The organism is Rhodococcus sp. NPDC055024 (genome assembly GCF_053608585.1).
Window position 1 is genome coordinate 171,022 of record NZ_JBSGVT010000011.1, and the last position, 21,639, is coordinate 192,660.

21 protein-coding genes are annotated in these 21,639 nt (G+C 59.1%); 11 read left to right on the plus strand and 10 right to left on the minus strand.

All coding sequences use genetic code 11. The features are described 5' to 3' along the window. Positions 1 to 1,811 precede the first annotated feature (1,811 nt). Together ACWF6P_RS22545 and ACWF6P_RS22550 are read right to left on the minus strand one after the other, a co-directional pair. Positions 1,812 to 2,069, minus strand: a complete 258-nt coding sequence (locus ACWF6P_RS22545) for a hypothetical protein (RefSeq protein ID WP_007733695.1) — start codon at positions 2,067 to 2,069, stop codon at positions 1,812 to 1,814. A gap of 768 nt (positions 2,070 to 2,837) precedes the next feature. Next, on the minus strand, positions 2,838 to 3,785 hold the full coding sequence (locus ACWF6P_RS22550; protein ID WP_452622546.1) for a phospholipase D family protein: 948 nt from the start codon (positions 3,783 to 3,785) through the stop codon (positions 2,838 to 2,840). A gap of 332 nt (positions 3,786 to 4,117) precedes the next feature. Between ACWF6P_RS22550 and ACWF6P_RS22555 the strand changes: the two genes are divergently transcribed. Then, entirely contained in the window at positions 4,118 to 4,459 is a 342-nt protein-coding gene (locus ACWF6P_RS22555; RefSeq protein WP_452622547.1) for a hypothetical protein, read from the plus strand. Positions 4,460 to 5,209: 750 nt separating this feature from the next. Here the strand turns inward: ACWF6P_RS22555 and ACWF6P_RS22560 are convergent. Further along, positions 5,210 to 5,485 carry a hypothetical protein gene (locus tag ACWF6P_RS22560; protein WP_452622548.1) on the minus strand — a complete coding sequence of 92 codons (276 nt, stop codon included), beginning with the start codon at positions 5,483 to 5,485 and terminating at the stop codon, positions 5,210 to 5,212. Positions 5,486 to 6,386: 901 nt separating this feature from the next. On the opposite strand from ACWF6P_RS22560, the gene ACWF6P_RS22565 reads away from it, so the two are divergent. Together ACWF6P_RS22565 and ACWF6P_RS22570 are read left to right on the plus strand one after the other, a co-directional pair. After that, positions 6,387 to 7,349, plus strand: coding sequence for a helix-turn-helix domain-containing protein (locus tag ACWF6P_RS22565; RefSeq protein ID WP_452622549.1), 963 nt, complete (start codon positions 6,387 to 6,389; stop codon positions 7,347 to 7,349). Continuing rightward, positions 7,346 to 7,741: a hypothetical protein gene (locus ACWF6P_RS22570; protein ID WP_452622550.1), complete on the plus strand. Its 396-nt coding sequence runs from the start codon at positions 7,346 to 7,348 to the stop codon at positions 7,739 to 7,741. Before ACWF6P_RS22565 ends, ACWF6P_RS22570 begins: the two co-directional genes overlap by 4 nt. Before the next feature lie 45 nt (positions 7,742 to 7,786). On the opposite strand, the gene ACWF6P_RS22575 is transcribed toward ACWF6P_RS22570, so the two are convergent. Continuing rightward, on the minus strand, positions 7,787 to 8,125 hold the full coding sequence (locus tag ACWF6P_RS22575; protein WP_134930169.1) for a hypothetical protein: 339 nt from the start codon (positions 8,123 to 8,125) through the stop codon (positions 7,787 to 7,789). Positions 8,126 to 8,373: 248 nt separating this feature from the next. Between ACWF6P_RS22575 and ACWF6P_RS22580 the strand changes: the two genes are divergently transcribed. The 4 genes from ACWF6P_RS22580 (at position 8,374) to ACWF6P_RS22595 (ending at position 11,155) form a co-directional block, all read left to right on the plus strand. Beyond that, positions 8,374 to 8,790, plus strand: coding sequence for a hypothetical protein (locus tag ACWF6P_RS22580; RefSeq protein ID WP_452622551.1), 417 nt, complete (start codon positions 8,374 to 8,376; stop codon positions 8,788 to 8,790). Between the two features lie 541 nt (positions 8,791 to 9,331). Continuing rightward, positions 9,332 to 9,727, plus strand: coding sequence for a hypothetical protein (locus ACWF6P_RS22585; protein ID WP_452622552.1), 396 nt, complete (start codon positions 9,332 to 9,334; stop codon positions 9,725 to 9,727). Next, positions 9,724 to 10,725, plus strand: a complete 1,002-nt coding sequence (locus ACWF6P_RS22590) for a 3-oxoacyl-ACP synthase III family protein (RefSeq protein WP_452622553.1) — start codon at positions 9,724 to 9,726, stop codon at positions 10,723 to 10,725. Before ACWF6P_RS22585 ends, ACWF6P_RS22590 begins: the two co-directional genes overlap by 4 nt. A gap of 124 nt (positions 10,726 to 10,849) precedes the next feature. Next, the gene (locus ACWF6P_RS22595; protein WP_452622554.1) at positions 10,850 to 11,155 is read left to right on the plus strand and encodes a histone-like nucleoid-structuring protein Lsr2; all 306 of its coding nucleotides are present in this window, start codon (positions 10,850 to 10,852) and stop codon (positions 11,153 to 11,155) included. Positions 11,156 to 11,328: 173 nt separating this feature from the next. On the opposite strand, the gene ACWF6P_RS22600 is transcribed toward ACWF6P_RS22595, so the two are convergent. Next, a complete protein-coding gene (locus ACWF6P_RS22600) occupies positions 11,329 to 11,823 on the minus strand; it encodes a helix-turn-helix domain-containing protein (RefSeq protein WP_234552687.1) in 495 nt (164 codons plus the stop codon). Between the two features lie 474 nt (positions 11,824 to 12,297). Here ACWF6P_RS22600 and ACWF6P_RS22605 point away from each other — a divergent pair, with 474 nt between their 5' ends. After that, positions 12,298 to 12,666, plus strand: coding sequence for a hypothetical protein (locus ACWF6P_RS22605; protein ID WP_452622555.1), 369 nt, complete (start codon positions 12,298 to 12,300; stop codon positions 12,664 to 12,666). Positions 12,667 to 12,776: 110 nt separating this feature from the next. Here ACWF6P_RS22605 and ACWF6P_RS22610 read toward each other — a convergent pair whose 3' ends face one another. The 4 genes from ACWF6P_RS22610 to ACWF6P_RS22625 form a co-directional block, all read right to left on the minus strand. After that, positions 12,777 to 13,223, minus strand: a complete 447-nt coding sequence (locus ACWF6P_RS22610) for a hypothetical protein (RefSeq protein ID WP_197940463.1) — start codon at positions 13,221 to 13,223, stop codon at positions 12,777 to 12,779. 64 nt (positions 13,224 to 13,287) lie between these two features. Continuing rightward, positions 13,288 to 15,543: a hypothetical protein gene (locus ACWF6P_RS22615; protein WP_452622556.1), complete on the minus strand. Its 2,256-nt coding sequence runs from the start codon at positions 15,541 to 15,543 to the stop codon at positions 13,288 to 13,290. Continuing rightward, entirely contained in the window at positions 15,536 to 16,057 is a 522-nt protein-coding gene (locus tag ACWF6P_RS22620; protein ID WP_452622557.1) for a hypothetical protein, read from the minus strand. Before ACWF6P_RS22620 ends, ACWF6P_RS22615 begins: the two co-directional genes overlap by 8 nt. Further along, a complete protein-coding gene (locus ACWF6P_RS22625) occupies positions 16,054 to 16,377 on the minus strand; it encodes a hypothetical protein (protein ID WP_452622558.1) in 324 nt (107 codons plus the stop codon). The genes ACWF6P_RS22620 and ACWF6P_RS22625 overlap by 4 nt, the downstream gene beginning before the upstream one ends. Before the next feature lie 933 nt (positions 16,378 to 17,310). Here ACWF6P_RS22625 and ACWF6P_RS22630 point away from each other — a divergent pair. Further along, positions 17,311 to 17,775 (plus strand): hypothetical protein, encoded by a 465-nt coding sequence (locus ACWF6P_RS22630; protein WP_452622559.1) that lies wholly within the window; start codon positions 17,311 to 17,313, stop codon positions 17,773 to 17,775. Positions 17,776 to 17,851: 76 nt separating this feature from the next. On the opposite strand, the gene ACWF6P_RS22635 is transcribed toward ACWF6P_RS22630, so the two are convergent. Further along, on the minus strand, positions 17,852 to 18,046 hold the full coding sequence (locus ACWF6P_RS22635; RefSeq protein ID WP_452622560.1) for a hypothetical protein: 195 nt from the start codon (positions 18,044 to 18,046) through the stop codon (positions 17,852 to 17,854). A 1,654-nt stretch (positions 18,047 to 19,700) separates the two neighbouring features. On the opposite strand from ACWF6P_RS22635, the gene ACWF6P_RS22640 reads away from it, so the two are divergent. Together ACWF6P_RS22640 and ACWF6P_RS22645 are read left to right on the plus strand one after the other, a co-directional pair. Next, positions 19,701 to 20,450: a hypothetical protein gene (locus ACWF6P_RS22640; RefSeq protein WP_452622561.1), complete on the plus strand. Its 750-nt coding sequence runs from the start codon at positions 19,701 to 19,703 to the stop codon at positions 20,448 to 20,450. A 535-nt stretch (positions 20,451 to 20,985) separates the two neighbouring features. Next, entirely contained in the window at positions 20,986 to 21,351 is a 366-nt protein-coding gene (locus ACWF6P_RS22645; protein WP_452622562.1) for a hypothetical protein, read from the plus strand. Positions 21,352 to 21,639: the final 288 nt, after the last annotated feature.

Sequence of the window (21,639 nt, forward strand, 5' to 3'; positions counted from 1 at the left end):
CCATCGAGCCTGCGTCTGAGGTATGCCAGCGGTGAGATCAGGCTTGATCTTGTTGGCCAGATCCACCCCCGATCTGCTGTGTCTCGGGAAAGCGTCTGTGCAATGTCACGTCCTGTCCATCGCATCGTATCGATCTTGACATCGCGGAGAAGATCACAGATCGCCCCGATATGTCCGGTCGGTCTGAGAGCCGGCGCATGGTTGACGAGTTCGGCTGCAGTCCTCTGAAGTGCCAGAGGCCGGGGTGTGATCCGAGAAGTGCTTCGTTTTTTTGTTGTGAGCTGGGCTCGCGCGTGCGCGCGTTGGTGAGTTCTTCCTAACGGAAGAACTTCGAAAGATAAAAAACCAACACTAGATAGGGTGTCAGTTCCTATCGGCCCTGGTCGACTGCTGTGGGGCTGATCGACGCGATTGACGTCGGGCCTCAGAGAGTTGCGAGCTCTGTGGCGGGTTGCTTTTTCAGAGGCGCGAGACGGTCGCGTCTTGGCGAGTTTGCGGTGAGGTGTCGTTGCCACGATTGTTCGAGGTGATGACAGTGACCATGTCGATGCTGCGCGGTGCTGTTGACCCCCGTGATGGGCTTCAGCAGCCAGAAATTCCAGGGTTTTGAGGTTTCGTCCCCGGGCGTGTTCGATGCCCATTCCCAGAGCGATGAGCACTCGTCTGGCGCGGTTGACAGAGGATTCACTGACTTTGGCGCGGGCAGCGATCGTTGATTTCGCTGCGGAGACCCCGCGGCCGGTGTGGGATTCGGCGAAATGTGCGTGAGCTTGTGCCACTGCGTAAGCCTTGTCGGGCTTGATCAGGTTGCGCGCGCACAGCGCCTTGCCGGCCGGGCTGGTGGTGTGATGCCGGAATTGGCGGAGCCATTCCCTGCGTGATGTCCACACTGGAACGCGTGCTTGTTCCGTTGGTTCGACAGGTAGGGACCACGAGCGTCCTCGCTGGTCAGTGGACTCGTTGAGTTGCCGTGTGGCGGCTTCGAGGCGAGCGATACGTGAGAGAGCATCGTCGACTGCCGCTTGCCATTCGTCGACTTCTGTCGATTGGGGGACCGTGGATTGGGTGCCGATGTGCGACACGCCGAAGGTTGGTGATATGGAATGAGTTGGGGTGTATTCAGGGTATGCGCTACCCTGAGACGTACCTGCCATAGGTAAGTCCCTTCCAGGGGATGCAGTGCGAGCAGAGAAAGCGCTAACTTTCGAAGCTCACCTCTTGAGAATGTTCGAGAACAGATGTCGGAGAACCTGCCAGTTCTCAGTCGACGTCAAGGACCTGCCAGTCCTTATTTCGCCGCGATGCGGTCCGCTCCCACTCACCCCCCTCGGGGGCCTTTGTGTTTTTCAAGAGGTCTGCGCTGTTTAGTTAGGTATCGGGGCATTTCGTTCGTTGTCGGCTAGGGGCGGCCTCCCTGTGTGCGGATCCGCTGTACGTGCGTTACGGCCGCGGTTGTTCGGGAGGTCTGTTCGATCCGGCGGCCGCACATCGGTACCGCTATGGGTACGGTGCTGGCTTGCTCGGATAGGACATTCGGGATGCAGAAGTGTGATCCGGTCGCCATGAACGCTGAAATGTGATCTGGACGTGCCAAAAATGACACCGTGAACACGTCCGCGAGTATGGCGGAATTGCGTTTCTGCGATATCATCGAGTAAGCACCGCCTCTTCCTTTCGAGGTAGTGGTGGTCACCGCCTCTTCCTTCACTGGGTTAGTGGTGGTCAGGGAGCTGGGAAGCTCCCACAACCGCATAAACGGACAGCCCCCGATGCCGCCAAGCCCTGGGGGTTGTTCGCTGTCTAGGGATAGTTCATGCGCCGACCGCAAGTTGTTCGATGCGACGCAGTGATCCAGCTGCCTCGACCTCGAGAAGTCTCAGCTGGTCCGGATGCAGTTTGTCGATGATGTAGTCCGGGATGTCCAGTCCGTGGGTGATGGCCAATATGAGCACGGAGTAGTCCCCAGCAGGGATTCCGAGTTCGGCGGCCCGATCCTCGTACACCTTGTGCTGCTTGAGGGGAGCGCGAGTCGCGATGTGTCCGCGAGGTCCCTTGTTGTGCTGTGCCATGAGGAAAGACTAGAACCAATCTGTAACTGATACGGGTAGGCGCGCTTGTTCGGTGTGTCGCGTGTGGTTGATGTTGCCATGGAGTTCTGAGGGATTTCGCGGCGGCCCGCCTCACAGCCCGCCGCCGGCCCGGCCAGGGAGGGGCTTGACGGACCACCTCTGCGGCTTCGCTGAAGCTGGAGTTTGGGTGCGTTAGCGGTTCGATGATGGGTCTAGCGTCGGAATCGGGTTGGATTCTTCGGGAGCGGATGGAGATGCTTGGCTCTCATGCTGTCAGACGTCGGGGAGGTTCATGTGTGACTGAACGCAGGGGAGGGGTTATGTAACCCGCGTGTTGGACGGCGCTTCCGCAGACTGCTGCCGTGTGTCGTGGAGATGGATGGAGACGGGGGTCTGTGGACAGTCGATGGTGCGTCTGCGAGCTCGATGGCTCGGGTCACGTGTCAAGAGGAGCACCTGAAAGATCCGGAAAGGAACCTTAACCTGTCAGCTGCCGAACGTAGGTTTCCAGCGGGGAGGGTTTGTGCCTTCGTGTTCGCCTGCGAATCGTGACGGGACTTCGGTTGGGGGAGGTCTATCCGCGTATATTGTCACGCGGAATGCTCTTTATCGCAGTTGCGCAGAGGATTTCGTTCACCGGATTCGAACATTCGAGTCGTGCGTCGTTCGACTTCCGTGAGTACATTGCTCGGATCGACGTATTGACGATGCGCTGTTCGCGCACTCGAAGGAATGCTTCGCATTCCGTCAACATTCGTTTCTCAGGACTCAAAGGTTCCACAACGCCAACAGTTCGGCCCGAAGACTGAGCGAGCGAACGTAGTGGTTGGACCGCAGTTGTGCGCTGGGGTGCCCGACATCGACGAGATACCTCTCGGTGTCTGCCACAGGAAGCGGTAGCAGGTCGTTGCGAACGCGGAGAAAGAACTGAAATTGACTGGGGGAATCCGGTATTCGATCCTGGTTTGATATCACGACAGCGGGTGGCAATAACAATTCGTTGTCCGTGGAGACGCGGATGACGACGTCCCCACGTGCCATGCTGCTTGGTTTTCCGAGTCTTAATGTTTCGAGTCGATATCTCACGCTCGGATTGATCGAAAGATGCTCCGTTGAAAGCTGTTTCACAGCTGCGATGCGCACGGGAGGACGGCTTTCGTGATCGCTGACTTGCCTGATAAATACTCGGTTGGTCGGAGTCGGAAGAAAGTCGTTGTCAAGGTTCTGCATTCGGCCAGTGATGCCAGGTATGGGTACGGCACGCCCGATTGCCCATTCGCGCGCGGCGTTGTCGATGAATATCTGGTCTACAGCAGTGGTTTCGTCGATATCGTTGATGAACGCGCGACTGTCGGCAACCACTTGAGGGTCATCGGAAATGACGACCGCTTCATGGGTGAATGTGGAATTCTCCGAAGCATTCGCCGAGCCGATTACGGCTCGTTGGTTCGTCACGATGACCTTGGCGTGCAGTGTTGACGACGACAGGATGCGAACGCCCTTGCTGAGGTAGTGCGCAAGAACGGCAGGTGAAGTGGCGTGGGCGCGGATCGCCGCGGTAGAAGCATTGACGATCAGAAGGTCTCCACCCCGAAGTGGAAGTAGTTCGGGCGCAAGGTGTCCGAGATAGGGGACAGCGGCATAGCGCGGGCCTCGCGTTCGGATCGCACGAGTGATGTGTGGCCACGGGTTCGGTCCGTGGAAGTTGGTCCCCATAACCTAGAACGGTAGCGCGTATCGGCCCCGATCAATCACGCCGATCAAGTCGACAACTCTGTCGCGACTTCTACCGGTTTCAGTGAGCTCATGTCGACGCCGACATTCACCAGTCGGGGCTTGGCGTAGCACTCTGTCTCCGTGCCCTCGACCAGGACTGATGCGCCCCTAATGATGATTGATCGACTCTTACATGCGGCTTTTCTAACATGCTTGTTAGATAACATGTTAGAAGTAGTTACTAACTGCGCTTTTGTTGATTTCCATATCCAAGGAACAGACTTGCTGATGCACACTAAAACATCGAAAGAATCACAGGAGCACACGACCCGATGGGCAAGACCGCTGAACAGATCGCCGAATTCGATACGACAGACCCGGAACTCGGGCAGGCACTAGCCGCTCGGGCTTCCGGATGGCAGGACGAAGGCGTACCGGCTGACTACCTGTGGGAGTTGCCCGCTGCTACACCGGATCGGTATCGCCGAGATTGTCTTCGTTGCGCCCCCAGCCCTCTCACCATCGTCGCCATGAGGGATAGCGCAGGTCCGAAGTGGGCCGTCCATTACCCAGCCCCTGACCAGAGCTACCGTGAGCCCGATGAGGTATACCGATCGCGGCACACGCTGCTCATTGCGCTGGACCGTCTCGAAAAATTTTCCATCCTGAAGTAGGACAACGAAGGGCTGTTTCTAACTGGATGGAAAGTTAGAAACAGCCCTTTCTGTCGCTGGCTGGGTGGTACCGAAGGGATCAATGACTCGGATGTACCACTGCACATGGCTCACAGAGGGTCTGAATCCGGTGTAAAAAGTTGCGCAAGCGTACGTCAGTGCGGGACCCGCACTCTTCACAAATCGCTTTCGATTCTGATTCGGTTGCATCGACTAGCGCCCGCATCTGTTGGCGCAGTTCCGCGCTGTCAATGTGCGGATCGTAATAGTACTTCAGGACTCCGAATTTCTCTTTGACCTGGAGGACATCATAGTTCGGATCGATCTCGGACAGTGCTGTGTCGAGGTCGACAATCAGGGGATACCAGCCTTTACTGTGACGGATCCACCGCCCCCAGCCATCGGGTGTGCGTAGAAGGATGCACCTCGACCGGTCCGCGTGCTCACCTGCGTCTTGGGGTATATGTGCAAAGAATTCTTGTACCGAGCCCCGTCGAAGTCGATCTGACTCATCCGGATGACGGAAACCACGATACCCTGGATGTCTCGGTGCCGAGCAGTCGCCGATGCAGAGTCTCCTATTGCCTGCTTCGCCTGCAGACGAGCTTTTTCCGTGTCGGTCAATTTTGGGGTGATGTGTGCAGACACCGCATCAATGCCTTTCGGCGGATGTTCGGCCGCACTCGAGGCACAACACAGCAAAGGGCTGTTTCAAAGAAGATAGAAGTTAGAAACAGTAGTTTGCATCTACTACTCCGCGTTCAGCCACTGCCACAACGCTTCGTATACCGCATCTTGCATCCTGATTTCGCGCTCAACACAGGCCATTTTCACCATTCGCTGCATATCCGGCGGAAGCCGTGTGGCAAATGCGATCACTTTCGCATCCTTCGGTAGAACCGGCGGAGCGATGGCCGCCTGGCGTATTAGTTGAGGCGTGAACGGGTACGTCTTCGCGGGTGGTTGCTCCGACTGTTTCGGTGCGGCCGGCGCGAAGGCTGACGGCTTCTTGTTGCTGGTTGCCATTAGACACTTCCTCCGAGAATTCGATCAAATGTGGCATGGAAGCTGCTGTGATTTCAGGAACTGCGGGACGGACTTGATGAATCGGCCGGCGGTCACCGGCAGCTTCGGTTACCGTCGCACGAGGCACGGCGAGCGGCAACACCAGGTGCCGTAGTGATTTCGTACTTCGCCCGCCCGGTACAACACTTCAACTCCTGGAGCAAGTGCGCGGCCGAGAAAGATTCCCGCCACAGTCAGAGACGGGTGTAGTACCACCGAATCGTCTCGATCGATTCGATGGTTTGCCGACTCCAGACTGGCACGAGCTCCAGCTCCGGACCAGTTGAGCGTCGTCTAACACCTGGCGGTCAGCCTGGTCCCCATTGCTTCAATCAGCACCAGTTCGGTGGTTCGCGGCCGTCAAGGGTGCGCTGAAACTGCGTTGGGTGCCACGTGGCTTTGCCTGACCCGGTCAGGATGCTGCCGACCATGGTCGGCTGTACGCCAAAGTGCGCAAAAGGGAGCCAATTGACGGGAAAGGTCCCGATTCGGTCGGGTGAGGCGTGTCGTTTCGTTCGATAGAGTGCGCGCGATATTCGAAGATAGGGCCTATTCGTACGAATGTAAGGTTTTGCCGGAATCGGGGGATTCGGCGCGTCGGCGGGAAGCGGCGGTTGCCCGCACATAGGATTACGGCATCTCGATCCGGGGGTGCCAGCCCCTTTGCGTGCAAACAGAAACCCTCGGCCTGCCAGGGCCGAGGGTTCCGTAAACAACTGAAAGCAGCCATGACTGCGCATTCAACCTCTTCGCAGGGTTGATCCTACAGCCGCACGCCCCCAGTGCGCACCCCCCACGTGCGGCGTGTCGGCTCGGAAGTAATGCGCGGGTTGGACTGTTGAGAACCCGACAGGAGATTTTAGTGAGTCCGACGACAGCGCCGTTCGTCATGGTGCCCGCCTCGATCCTCGACGCCGGCCTTACACCGCAGGCCATCACGCTTTACCTCGCGCTGCGCAGGCACGCCGACAATCGCTCCGGCGAAACCTGGCTCGGGCGTGAGCGCCTGGCCGGATACCTCGGGCTGAGGAAAACTGCGAGCGTCGACCGATACACGCGCGAGCTGGCAGATGCTGGACTGATCGGGGTCAGTGATCGGTGGTGCTCGAAGGTCGATCGGCGTGATTGGGTCGCCACGAAAGACTCCGATCACACGATCCAGGGGTCGAATCTCTACACAATCATCGCAGGTCGTATGGGGTCCCTTTCAAGGGACGCTGGGGGTCCCGCCCCCGGGACTCAGGGAGTCCCCCAGAGGGGACACGATCTAGATTCCTTGATCCACAACCCGATACCTAAAGGCAAAACCACTCGGTCGACCGCGATGACCCTGCCTGTGGATTGGGAGCCGAATGCACAGCACCTGGCCGAGGCCTTGAGGCTCGGGACGAACCTCGACGCTGTGGCCGCGAGATTTCGTGAGGGCATGACGGCGAGCGGCGAGTCGCGCAAGAATTGGGGTGCGACGTTCATGGCCTACTTGCGGGCCGAAGTCGAGGGCCTCGCTGAGAGGACATTTACGGCGGTCGACGCGGCTGCGGCCGAAATGGCGACTGCTGCGATCGTCGACCGAACCTTCCGATCGCTTCAGGCTGCGGTACCTGTGGACGAAGGCGCGAATTCCCCCGCCTCTGAAGCTAACACGGAGGTTAGTGCGTATCGAGAAGCCGAGGCTGCGCTCTCGGGTCGATCGTGGGCGCGCCGAACCCCCGATTTGGTCGCGCTTGCCGAATCGCTGGCTGTCGACGGACATAGTCGATACGCGATTATGCGCGCAATTGACGACGCCGACGCCGCAGCTCGTCGGGCGGGGAGGGTGGCATGAGCGCAGCCTCGGCAGAGGACGGCGGAAGAGCTTTCATCACGCCCGAATTGCTGCCCGCAGACTGGTGGCCCTGCGAGCAGCAGCTGACACAGGCTCGCGAGCGGTACACGGCGATCGACGTCGACGCCGAAACCCTGAGATTCATCGAGGTCATGTCGAAATCGAGGCGTCGTCGCAAGAGCTGGCTTTCGACGTGGCGAGGAACCCTGATCGCAGAGAACGCCGAGCAGCAGCGGCAAGCCCGCTACGCCAAGGACCGAGCGGTACTTGAGCGCACAGTCGAAATCGACTCAGAGATGGAACGGAACGCACTCGTGCAAGCCGAGCTAGCTGCTGCCGAGGTTGCTGCGAACGATGGACGCCCGAGGCTGCGCCTGGTGAGAGATGCTTAGCAATGCCAGAGCGCTTACTACCGTCGCTAACAATCTGCATTGCACTCAGTCGTCATTTTCGTCGCTTTTGAGCCACTTGAGGGCGGTCGTGTGCGAGATTTTCGCGAGAGGAGCAATAGCGCGACTGCTGCGGGAATATTCCGTCACCAACACATTGACCAGGAGCTTCCGAAGTTCGTCCGCTTGCTCCATGGCATGAGTGATATCACGTAACGCCTGTTCAAAGGACGATTCGGCGACTCGCTTGAGCTGTTTCTCGCTCAGATCCTGGACGCTCTCCGAGTCGAAGACTGACATGGCGTCTTTGGTGCGGTCGTGGGCGTCGCTCATCTCCCGCCATGTCTGCGAAATCTCATCGACCGTGCTCTTGCGCAGCTCAGACATGGCTAGCTCCTGCATTTGCTGCAATCGCTGTCGGGATGAAGTGCTCATTCGTTGATTCTGTCAAAAAAGTTTCCATTTTCACCTATCGTAAGGTTGTCAACCATTGGTAACTATGTTTACATTGGAAGCTTACAAACCGAATGGTTGCAGTTTTTACAGCTTCGTGGGATCGAAAAATGGAGTGACTATGGCCGTCAGAAATTCGTTAGGGTTTTTCCAAAATCCCCTCCGATAGAAATGAGACAACGATGAGCGAGCTATCGCCGTTAAGCCGGATCGGTCTATCCGCTGCCACTGCCGCAATTCCAGGACTATTTACCACCGCCGTGATCACATCGATTAGCGGAGCCGAGCCCTCAATCGCGCTTTTCTTTTTTTGTGCGGCGCCGTGGATGATCGGCATCTATATTTCTATGTCCCGAATCGCGGCCGAGGCGTACCAAAAAGCGTCCAGAAAGGCGGCGTGGGAAGCGGGCCGGTCGGCCAGGGAGGCAGCGGCCGCTGCCTCCGAACGCGACCGCGAAGGGGTGGCTGCCTCCGAACGCGCCGCCGCCGCTGACCGTACGGCCGTTGCCGAACGCGCCGCCGCAGCCGAACGCGGTGCAGATCAAGCACTTTTCGACGATCTTGTGCGTGACGCGCACCAAAAATTGGGAGACGAATGATGCAGCGCTTGCTCCGACCGGCGATAGCCGCGACCACTCTGCTCGTACTCGTGGGTTGCAGCGCCCAATCAGAGCCTGAACCCCCTGTGGCGCAACAGGACACAACGTACACGATGGAGCCTGTGGACCGAATGTTGGAATCAATCGAACCCATACCGGACTGGGCTGACCCCGAGAACCCGCCGTGCATCAAAAGGCTGTCAGACCCGCCGATCGTGACCTGCATGACGCCTGACGAGGTGGCAATTTTCAATTGCACAGTTAGTCACTCCCGTGACGAGCGGGAGCTGCAGAGGCTTCGCTGGCTCATCGAAAAAGCGCGGTTTTACAACCGATTCGATACCCTCCGTGATTACAGATTCGAGGAATCGTCGCCGTATCCCGTTGACTGCTGGCCCAATGCCGCTGAGACCGAACCCACCGGAATCGATGACGCTGATACACCCCGCTGAAAACGACTCTGCCAGTAAATGTTTCGTCGATCTTACACCTACGCTTCGACACGTGCGATTGCGCAAAAACCAATTGAAAGGACCATAAGATGTCCGACACACTCGTTGACAGAGCCGACCTCATCCGCCAGGGATTTCGGAGCCGGTACATAACGCATCTCCTCGGCCCCGGCCGAAAGGACGAGGCTGGCCGCGAATGGTGGTCACAGCAGGCTGTCGACAACCTCATCCGCACAGTCATCCTCCCCGCGTACACAACGGCCCTCATGGTCGACCACAAGCGAATTTGGAATGTCAATTTCGATGCCGATTCGGTTGAGCGGTGGGAGACAATTCGAGAGGCATCCGAGCAGTTCCAGCTGCAAGACGGACCGGCCGATCGCCCTCTCGATCCACAGCAGGATGAGAGGGAACAAGCTCAGGCGGACGCGGACGGACCGACTCATCCGCTGCTCACCGCGTTGACGGAAGCGAGCAGCGAATGACCACAAGTGGCGTGTTCGGTCGTGGTGTGGCGCTGCGGGCGGTGTCTAGTTACCGGCCGGGCGTTGGTGTGCCGTCCGATGATTTGGCTGTGCGAATGGCTGTTGGTCCGGGTTGGATTCAGCGGCGTACGCGGATCGAATCGCGGCAGTTCAGTACCGAAGACACGTTGCAACAGGCTCGGATGTCGCTAGCAAAGTTGATCGATCGTTCTGGGATTGATCCGAGGACGATTGGGCTTGTGATTTTCACAAGCTCTTTGACCAGTCGAAGTATCCCTCCCATCGCTCCTGAGCTCGCCACTTTTGCAGGCATTGAGGGAGCCGGCGCGTTTGATGTCAACGCGGCGTGTGCAGGTGGAAGTTACGGAATCGAACTTGCACGAAGCGCGATCGCCTCGGGGGTGACGGATCGGGCTGTCGTGGTTGCGGCTGAGCACCTGAGTCCGTTTCTCAATATGAATGATCCGGATACCGCTGGACTCTTCGGTGACGGATCAGGTGCTGTACTCCTTGAAGTGAGCGACGAGAGCGAAGTTTTTCCAGCCGCGTGGACCTCTGATGGTGAGGCTTTCGATTACGTAATACAGAGTCACACAACGCAACAGCTCAGCGAGCTCAGCGAGGGTGTCCGCGAGCAGCCGAGGGTCTCGATGAGGGGCGGGGCGGTGTACAGGTGGGCGCGCGAGCATGTGCCGGATCTGTGCCGCTCGGCGATTGCCCGAGCGGGGGTCGCGGAGCGCGACATTGAGGTCTTTATCCCGCACCAGGCCAACGGGAAAATCATCGATGTTGTGGCGAAGCAGTTGGGTTTTGAAGATCGGGTTCAGCCGACAACGATCGAACGGATCGGCAACACTTTGTCTGCGTCGATTTTTCAGGCAATGGAGAGTCTGATCGGGCGCGACGATGTGCCAGTGAACGCGCTCGCACTTGTAACAGGATTTGGCGCTGGAATGACCGGCTGCGCACAGGTTTTGAGGCTTCCCAAGATTCTGTAGCGGCAGCTTGAAGTTGATCAATCACGGCTGGGCTGCAAAAACTGATCCGCCGTGGTGCGTGTTCGGGTTCACGAAGAAATTTGAGTCAGCACCTGCCTGAACTGGGCATTTGAGAGGAGAGTGTATGGCCACCGTGGCAAGGACCAAAGTTGTCGATGACCTCGATGGCTCGGACGGCGCAAAAACGATCCGATTTTCCATCGCACGGGCGCAGTACGAAATCGACCTCTCTCCGGAGAACGTGGACGGTTTGTACGAGGCGCTGGCGCCGTTCATCACGAAAAGCCGACGCGTGCCGGCCAGGCTCGTACAAGCGCGTGCGGACCAATCAGCCGTCCGTGAGTGGGCGAGGAAGCAAGGCATCGAGGTGTCCGCTCGAGGCCGAATGCGGAAGGGACTGGAGGCGCAGTACCGGGAGGCCCACCAATAGATTCAGAAACGACGATGGTCCTAGTCCCGTGAGGGACTCGGACCATCGTCGTTCCTAGTGTTTTCAATTCTGATTTGCGCGAATTATGCTGTCTCCATTGCATTCTGGCATAGCTGCGCCGTGAGACCTATCGGTACTTGAGAACAGTTTCGATGAGGTTGTGATGGTCTCTGCTAAACAAGAAGAACTCCCTTGCTGTATTTGTCCGCCAGAGCCTGGATCAGAGCTTTTTCCTTGTCGCCCATAGCGGCATGGTCGAGGTGACGCCAATTGCGCTCGTAGGTCCTCAAGGCCTCGAATCCGCCAAGGCGGCTATCGGCATCGAGCTGCCAAGCTGCGGCGCTCAATAGTGGGTAGTCACCCACTCGCACGTTCTCGGGAGTTTCGGTGTTCACTGCTTCCTCCGCGCCGCTTTCCTTCTGCTGCGGGCGAGCATCGGTTAGTTGAAGATGCAGACCCATCGCCTCGACGGCGTTCACCAGCGTTCCAACCGTGACTGATGCCGCGCCGCTCTCGACTCGATGCAGCGTTACTCGTGACATTCCAGCGGACTCCGCTGCAACGGCCGCACTAACCCCTAGCTGTCGTCGACGATCCTTCAAGGCCGCGCCGATAGCGATCAGCAACTCCTGGCTGGGCTCAGATATGGAGGGATTCTTGGACGGCATGTATCTCATTCTATACATTCAGTCGCTGTGGTCAACGTCCCCCGGCTGCCCCGTTCCGTTCAGCAGGGCCATTACGCGGGTAGTTTCCGTTAAACGGAAGATATCTCCCGTTTATAGGAAATTAGATCCGCGCAACCCGCTTCGCGTGCACGCCCGCAGACGAAAGTGGGGATATGTTCGTCGCGGGCAAGGAATCGGCCCTCGGGATTCGTCTTGACAGCCGGTCCGACCTCTGGTGACAGCTACGGCCCCCAAGACGTTGCTCGCTCTCTCAGTCGGAGCCGAGACTAGATGAAGACGAGAGTGGTCCCTGAGCTGCCTCAATTCCTGGTATAGGTCCGGAGACTGTCCAGGAGTTTCGTGCGGATCCGGCTAGAGTCGACCGGTATTCCCGGCCAGGTCCGGGTTGTCGATGCCGCCGTCGCCCATCATGGGAACGGTGTATCTCACAACGGATCAGGGGGTCCTCCGGTTATGGGCACATCGGCATGGAAGCACGTCGGCCCGATCCTTACGGAGCAGCAGATGCTCGACGCCACCGGATGGTCCGCGGAGATTCTCGATGCAGCGGTCGACCAGCGGCAGGTGCTGCGTATGTGCGCTGCGGATGGAGCAGTTGGTTACTGGTCGCATGGTTTGATCGGCCCCCGACCGTCTATCCCTCTCCCGGGGATCGACGATGCACTGCATGCATTGGCCAATGTTGATCCGTGGACGATCGCCTCGTGGCTCTCGACCGAGCAGATCGAGTTGACCGGAAGAACACCACGTGCAGCGCTCTTCAGCGGTGACGTAGCGCTGGTCGTGAGGTTGGCACGGCAGACAGCCGCACGTCTGTCCTGAACTGCGGTGCAACAGCAGCAAGACCCCTGATCCACAGGTGTGGGGGTCTTGCGTGCGCAACGTCACGTGAATCAGGGTCCAGCGAACACCATGGCAGGTCGCTGCGGCCGTTAGTCGCTGGAATATGTCGCGGCGCACAGCTCGCAGAGGGTCTCGATCCGGTAGGAGAATTTTCGCTGACGTACGTCGGTGCGGGATCCGCACTCTTCACAGATCTTTGTCGACTCTGATTCGGCTGCTTCGACCAGTGTTTCCATCTGCTGCCACTGCTGCCGGCCGTCCTCCCTGTCGATCTCCGAGGAAAAGTAGAACCTCAGGGCTCCGTATTTTTCTTTGACCTGGTCAACTTCGTAGTTCGGATCGACGGCAGCCAAGGCTTCGTCGAGTCGGATGACCAGCGGGTACCAGCCTTTACGGTGACCGATCCACCGGCCCCAGCCGTCAGGTATCCGCATCAGGATCCGCCGCAATCCGTCAGCGTTTTCGCCTGCATCTTTGGGTACGTGCAGTGAGTTGATCAATCGGTCGGTCAGCTCGCGTGGGGTTTGCTCGGGCATCGTATGGACTCCTCTTGAAACGGGGTGGGCCGATGCACGTGTATCGGCCCACCCTCAGTATCAGTCAGTCTTCAGGGAGCGTCAGACCTCCAGCCAGCTCCGTAGCGATGGTGAACTGATCCGGGACCTGAGTCTTCCCGCGCATGGCCGCGGCCAAATCTCGCGGGGAAACGAACAGGGACTGCACCAGAGCGAATTGCTTTCCCACCTTGGTGACACAGCGTCCCTTCTCGTCATCTCCGATGTTCTTCGGGCGCGTCGGGCCGTCGGGGGGCAGCGTCGCGAGAATGGTCTTGGCTTGAGGATCCGTAGTGGTCTGGTAGCAGACCTTGAGTAAAAGGTTGTCGCGGATGGGTGAAGGCAGGCTCTCAACCTCAGGCTTTTGTGTGGCGAGAATCGTCACCAGTCCTGCTGATCGGCCCTTTTTGGCAAACCTCGTCAGCAGCCGCGTGACTTCGACGATCTGCGCAGCCTCCTCCTTGTCTGCAGCCTCCTTCTTGTCCAGCCATGTATGGCACTCGTCGATCACGACGAAAACGGGATACAGCCCGAGTTTCTCGCGCTGCTCAACCGGGATATTCCAGAAATTGTTCTCGTTCTCGTAGTCGTCGGGTCCCGGGCCAATCCATCTCCGTGTCACGGCGTAGATCGCAGCAGCGCGGGCGCGGCGGAGCTTCTCGAGCTGTGTGAGGCGGGAGACGATCGGCCCGTCGATTTCTCCGCTGGAGTCGAAGGTTCGGGCGATACGTCTGAGTGGGTCCCAGTCATGTTCTCCTTTTCCGTCGAAAATGTGAATCTCGGCGCGTTCAGCCAGCCCCGCGACGATCGGGAGCAACGATCCGGTTTTGCCACAGCCGGGAACGCCGCCGAATACACCTCCGGCCTTATCGGCCCAAGTGAGCCAGATATCCTTTCCTGTCGCGTTTTTCCCCAGGTAGGAGCGCCCGTGTTCCGAATCGAATGCGACGGGCTCCGGGAGTTGAAGAATTTTCGGCGGTTCGGGAACGGGTGCGTCGTTCGTGGCGATCGCGATGTATTGACCGCGTTGGGCCGCGGTCAGCGATGCACATCCCATTTCGATTCCCAGTACGCCGAGAGCACTCTGCCAATTGATCACAGATTGTCCGCGGAGCGGCTCGAATTCGAGCTCGATGCCCTGATCGGTTTCCACGATCGCGGCCAGTGTCGGCAGTTCTTCCGACACGAGTTTCGTGGTTGAACCGTCAGAATTTTTCCTGGTAGAGATGGTTTTCTTTCCCAAGCCAGCAGCGCGAAGCATCTCGACGACCGAGAGATGTCCGGTCTGGACGATCGCAGCGACGAGTGGATACCGCGCCACCAGGTCCGGTACGACGACGCGCCACTGATCCACGGCTGCCGCTTCAGCGGCTGCTTCCAGTGCTGCGGCTTCTGCTGCGGCCTCCGCTTCCCGTGCTGTGGCGGCGTCCGCGGGACTCATCCTGCGGATGGCGGCTTCTCGCGCAGCCTTCTTTCGCTCGTCCGGTGTCATCGCGGCCAATGCTGCCTGTGCGTGTGCATGTGCCCGTGCGAGCTTGTGAGCTGGGGATCCGCGCTTCCCGGCGTCCTCCGCGGCTGCGGCGAGGCTGGCAAGCCGACCGCGCAGATGCCGTGTCATTTCTTTCCACGGTTCGGCCAGAACTGGATGTGCTGCGGCTCCCCTCGAGGTGAGCGCGCCGACCGCATCCACGATCCCCTGCGCCTGCTCGATTGCCGGTAACAGCGCTTCGGCAAGCATCGTCGTCGCAATATCTGACAGAGGGTCAGTCGTCAAAATCGTGCCTTCGACCCCGCTTACCCATGCCACGGCCACAGCATGGATCCGTGTCTCGAGCTTGTCTAGTGCGGTGGTCGTGATGGTGTGGCAGGCCGCTCGAGCAGGGGCCGATGCCCGCGCGGGGTCTGCGAGCATCCGATTTCCGAGCTCATGGAGCGTCCCGGTCACGTCCTCGCCGAGCTTCCGCCATCCACCGGCCGCCCGCATGAGCTGAATCAGTGCTGCCGCCGCAGCCTGGGCCTGTGCTTCGGCCTCGGAGTTGTCCTTCTTGACAGTTTCCGGAGTGGGTTCGATCTGTGGTTCAGGTGTCTCGGGAGCCTGTTCAGTAGGTAGCTCGAGGGGGGAGGCCGGCTCCGGTGGGGTGGGGGCCGGCACGGTCGTCGGTTCCATCGCGGTCGTGGCATCCGGTGACTGCGGTTTCGGCGATTGTTCGGCTGGCGGCTGTTCGGCTGGCGGCTTCGAGCGTCGGGCTTGCCGTTCTGCTTTGCGTCGCTGAATTTCGGCGATCATGTCGTCGTCATCCACGAGCTGACTCCTTCCTATTGAGACGCACATGCCACGTCCCCGCCTCGGTTCGGAAAAGCTGGGCCGGTCGCGCTGTTCGATGTGAGCGAAGCTCGATCGATCGGGTCGGCGTCTCCGGGTCGACGACAATCTCCGGCGGGTGATGAACGATGCAGTCGTTGGTCAAAATTTGGATCACGCGGTTCGAGCGATCCACGCGTTCTTGTTTGAGGACGCGGTTGATGCGAAGGCTTGTCAGCATCTGATCGGCCACGGCGGAAAGCACGTTCGCGTGCGTTCGCGCGCCGATCAGTTCCCACTCGACAATGACCGAATCGGTGTCCCCGGTCATCCGTCGGTACGCGATCGGAACGCACCCGATGTACGTGCGATCGGGCAGTCCGTTGAAGACGCTCTCCCAGAAGCCGACCTCCGGCGGCTCGGTCCACGAGCACAGCCCGACGGCTCTCGCGAGCTGACGCAGACCCTCAAGACCTAGTTCGTCCACCTCCTCGAATGCGGAGCGCTGGTTCATGGCCGTCCCGCCTCTCGAATGACCTTGCCGACCCACCACTGAGACATCCCGACGATGGCTGCAATTTTCGGGTGCGGGTAGATCGCGGCCAGAGCGAGGGTGATTTCCCGGCGGACAGTCGTGGACGTTTCCTCGGCAGTGGCGAAAAGTTCGTAGGCCTCGACCGCGAGACCGGGAGCGAACGGCCGCAGCGGATCGACAGCTTTCTGGACGGCGGCGGCGCAGCGTTCCAACTCCTGTGCCGACCGCACCAAAGCCGCTTGAGCGTGCACCAAACCGATCGCGATTTCCTCTGGCGTACGAGACCTGTACCGCGGCATAAAGTGACCTCCCAAGGATATTGCATCGTGCAGATAAGTGGAACTTCACCAGTTTTCATTACTGGTATATCTTACAAGTAAACTGCATTTTTCGTGCATATCATGCGGTTTATATCGCCGGAAAACCTCGTTTTTGAGGTTTCTCATTTTACTGAGCGGTGTGCAGATTGATCCTTTCTGTATTAGAAAGTCACCGCCGACGTTTTCGGCGAATTTCCGAGTCGCACCGAGGTGGTTGAGAGAGTCGTTTTCGCTGCTCGCGTAGGACCGGGGTCGGGCAGTCGGCCAGTTAGGGCGAGGAAGAGAGACGTCGTGAGAGGACTGATCGATCAGCCGGTAGGAGAGTTCGTCGAGCATTACGGCCGGGGGATCTCTTGTTCGAGGACGTACCCGCGCACATTTTCGGGTGCCCTGTCGACGGCGCGGTCATCGCCGGAGTTGGGGCGATTGAGTGCTCCGGCGCCTTGGACCGAGGTCGATGGGCTTGTCGATCTCGTCGCAGTTCAACTGAGTTCCCGAGCGCGTTCGATCTTCGCCGCAGCGGCGTAGATCCGCCACATCGGGTCCGGGGCGTCGCGGGCCTGCAGGAGCATACGACGCGAGCCTATGAGCTGCGGGCTCTCCGATGATGCTCTCAATCTCGGTGTGGCGATTGTCGAGGGCTTCGAGCGATCGCCGTCGCTGCCCGAATGAGATCGAAGGGATTGCGGATCTCATCGAGGTCGAGCGGGTGAGCCATGCGCTCGTTCGTTCAGCCGCCGCTGACGCGTCCAAGTTAGAGTCGACGCCGTGGAGGCGTTCGAGCATTGGTGCGAAGTATGCGGCACTACCGCGGTGCTTACCTCGGCCGAGGCGTATCGGGCTGGCTGGGACTTCCCTCCGCGGATGGGTGAGTGGGGCGTGATCAGTCCACGCACCTGTGGCTCGTGCCCGATGAGTGCAACCGTGTGGTGGGCGGTCGCGGTGGACGGCTACGACTCCGAGCAGCTCAGCCCCGGTCAGCGCGCGACCATCGCTCGCCTCCTCGGCGAGAAGCCCGACGACCAGGCCACGGCGTGCTCGACCGCCCGACGTACCGAGACTCGCGAGAGACTCGAGTTCGCTGAGGGCGGCTCCTGGATTATCTCGACGAAGTCCGGCTCGCACTACTTGCTCAAGCTCGACGCTGACGAACGTACTGTCATTCGGCTGACCGTCGACGATGGGCACTCGTACCCCGACGGAAGGCAGCGGCTACGACGCGACGGGGAGCCGCTGCCGCTGCGCGGGCTTATCGATCCTCCGATCCAGGTCGGTCGACCGGCGTATCTGGTTTTGCGCGACATCTCGGATGATCCCGACTGCACCTCGACGACTCGCGTGACAACGCCGGTAGTCGAGATCCGGCGCCTTGACTAGTCGCCCCGCTGCCGGGCGGCTGCGTGTTCAGTCCGACTGCAGCCATGGCTGAGTCAAACCTCACCAGCTCTCGACCTCACGACGTGCAAGTCCTAGCTGGGATGTCGACCGAGGAGACCACCTGATCATGCGAGCACGTCAGTGATCGGTCCGTCGTTCCTGGTTCGAGGACTATGACCGGCCTGTAGTTCGGACCGCCCGGCATGACGCCGTCCCATTCATAGACGACGGTTCGGAGAGCGATCAGGTAGGCACCCATGAGTACAGTCATCGCGAACGGCCGGTGAAAGGCGAGATGAACTCGAAGGTGATAAAAACCCTTGCTTGCTCCCGAATCGAGATACCCAGACATATCCCACGGTCGAGGTGCCTACGAACAAACGTACGGCCCACCGCTGGCTATACACGAGAATCGAATGATGCCTCTGGCGCGGTTGCCGCTAAGCAAGCCCGAGTGGCAAGTAAAGGAGTCATGGAAGTAGCCCCAGACCACCATGCCGGTGCTGCTGTCTTTCTGCTGTCTTTCTGCAGTCCCCTGCGGAGTTGTAACCGTTTGAGGCTCAGTCCGACTAGTTCGATGGCGCCCTCGCAGGGGCGTCGAGAGTGCTAGTGGGAAAATGCCGAGTGCGGACAGAGTCGATCCTGCAGCGAGGTTGACTGTCGCGGTATTGAATTGAGCGATCAGCCGTGTCGAGCCCAGAACGCGTGATGGGATCATCTGCGGGCTAAGACGTACCAAATCAGGATTGCGAAGAGCCTGCCAGCGAGCAGTAAGAGAGAGGCCTCCCATATCGAGCCACTGGTCACGTCACGTGACTTGCTGCCTACGCGATGTACACCCAATGGCCGTTCGAGCATTGCTGTTTCCGTCCGTCTGGGGTGTACGTGATGACACCTTGTTGGGCGGCTTCACATGGTCCTGCGACAGCGCCACCTCCGCCGTTGGTTCCGGGCGGCCGCGGTGGATTGTTGATAGCTTCGAATTGTTCTGCGCAGTACTGGGTCCATGATGTCGATGTCCCATCGGTATAGAACGTCTCACCGCGGTTGTAGATGTTTTTGTCGGTTCCGCACCAGCTGATCTGCTTTTCTCGTGGTTGGTTGGCTTCGCGCTCGTTCTGAAGGACGGTGTCGTGCTGGTTCTGGCAGTACTGTGACCATCCGGTCTGTGTTCCATCGGACCAGTACGTTTCGATGGGTCCCAGCCCCATTTGGCAGGACACGATCACCAGTTCCGGCTTCTGATCCGCGATAGGTCCGGCAGCGGTTTCTGTGGTCGGCGCGGGAACCCCGGTGGTTGGTGGGGCCGATGATTGCAGCGTCGTGGGTAAGGCTGATTTCGGTGTCGCATGTGATGAGGGTGGTGTGGTGGGTGTTTGCGGGGCCTCATTCTGACTGCAGCCGGCAAGTAGTGACAGGGCAACTGCAACGAAAACCAATCGTGTTCTCACAGCCCACACTCTCCTTCTAGTTGGTATTGAGAGCTAGCGCTCCGGAGGTCAGCAGAGCTACGAGCCCCTCGACGGTGTCGGCTGCGGTGTGGTCGTCGGCGGCGATCGTGTAGTGCCATGGCGGTGCGGCCTTTCACGCAGAATCCGCACGGGTGCGGAGCGGCAGCAGTGAGCAACCGCGTCAAAGGAACATAACGGACGATTGCCTTTGTTCGGTACCAGTCTCGGATCGATCGAAGCGGGCCAACTGGTCACGAGAGCCAAGATGCTCGGTAGTCCGCCGATGATTGTCAGCGCGGTCCTACTCATCGCGGGATTCGCCTACGAAGTATTCGCTAGGTCAATTTGCATCACCAGTGGTGTGACAATGAGCTCACGGACCGCAACCTACGGAACTGGCGGAAGTTCAACCCGCTGGCCTACGTCGAGTGGTTTCGCACTCAGTGCGTCAAGCAGTTCGAGGAAGAACGCGCCATGCTTGCCAGTTCTTACGGCGCGGTCGACGCGGTGCCCAAGCACAGAGTGCGCACGCCGCTCCACCGCGTCGTGCAGATCCTCAACCGACACAGAGGCATCTACTTCGCTGACGATTTCGACGATCGGCCACCATCGAGCCTCATCACGACCCTTGCCGGTCAGGCATACGAGGGTGAAATCGACCTCGTCGAAGCGACCATGAACGCAGTACAGCGGATGCCTGAACACATCGAAAAGCGCGACGGTCGTTACTGGGTAGAGAACCCTGCCTGTCGCGGCGAGAACTTTGCCGACAAATGGAACGAGTACGAGAATCGGCGTCTGAAATTCGAAGGGTGGAGAGCGGCGGTCGAGCGAGACCTCACCGATTTCCTCCTGGAGACCAAGGGTAGGGTCGCGCTCCATCATCGGGTTGCGAAGGTCTTCGGCAACGGCCCTGTCGAAGAGGCACTGAAGACGCTCGGCGCACGGACCAGCGTCGTCCGAGAGAACGGAAATGTCCACTTCACGACTGGCGGGCTTCTCACAACAGCAACGCCGGCGACTGCTGTCCCGACACACAGGTTTTCGGTGCCTAAACCGCGCGGTAGGCAGCTGACCATCACTCAACAAGTCGTTCGTCTGCGCCAGCAGTTTCCCGACGAGCCGGCACCTGTGGTGAAGGGCGGGAGCTTTGTCTGGTCAGTCTTACGGGACAGATACAGGTCAGGCGATCTTGTTTCTCGTCGACGAGCGCGACGCGATTAGTGCGGGCGAGTCTGTTAGTAATGTTACGGTGGATGAAATCGGTTGCGACACTTCATCGTCGGGAAAATCGTTGATCTGGGACAAGCTTGCTCATTGCGACAGCGGTCGGAAAACTGCTCAACCGTCGGTGCCAAGCCGTACGGGGCGACCTGTGAACTTGCGTGGTGGTCGATAGTTGTCTTTTTGTTCATGAGGTCGGCGTGGTGGAGGAAAGTCGTCGCTGCTTCTGCCGCTGGCGGACTACCTGCTGAACCAAATGGACTGTTTTACGTGGAGATGCAGGGTTGATGCATCTGTAGGTCATGGGAATAAGTTGGCCTTCGCTGGCAACCTTTGTACGATGCTGCCCGGGCTATATTTGGGGGCGTCGATGCAGAGGCTCAATTGAATATTTTCTGAATGATGTTGCTGCCTTCAGGTGTGATGTCGGCCAGGACCTTCTCGATGCGCTCCTGCGCGAGATCTGTCTGGCTGATCTTCGGACCAGGTTGTAGCTATGCAAAAAAGCATTGTGTAGTTACAAACCTGAACGGGCGTGGCCTCCACGAAAGGTGTTCCAATGGCGATACTTACGATCCCTGAACAGTTTGAGTACGCATTCATCGCTGCTGCAAATGCCGCAAACAGCGGCGCCGACGACTTCGACCTGTACGTCGACGCCGCGCGAGAACGCATCTACCTTTCCAACAATTTCCCCGGATATTGCCCCTACCTGCGTCTTACTGCCCGCGAAGGAGGTGATGTCACCTTCGAAATCTGTTCCACCACGAACATTTGCCCCGATGTCGAAGGTGGTGAATGGAAGCACTTCGGCGGTGTCGAAGCGGCTGTCGCCGTTAATCTTTCCGACATCGACGTTGCAGCCCAGACTGCAGTCGAACGTTGGATCACCACCCTCTGATTGGTTTTGCTGCGCTATGCGGAGAAACTGCGTTTGACGTGCGGAGATGGCACGTCCCCGCTTCCTGGTGGTCGTTGTCCCCGGCAAGGATGCATGCCTTGTGTACACCGAAGGGCGGTGGGACGGAGCAGACATCCGCATCGACCCTCATGTGGCCAGCTCTACGGGAATCGGGCGACACTGCCACGTGTGTTTTTCACGACCTGTTCGATGAGTTCCGGACTTGTCCAATACTCGGGGGTGAAGCCGGTCAGTCAATCGTCACCCTGGGGCACCCTCCGGGAAGTA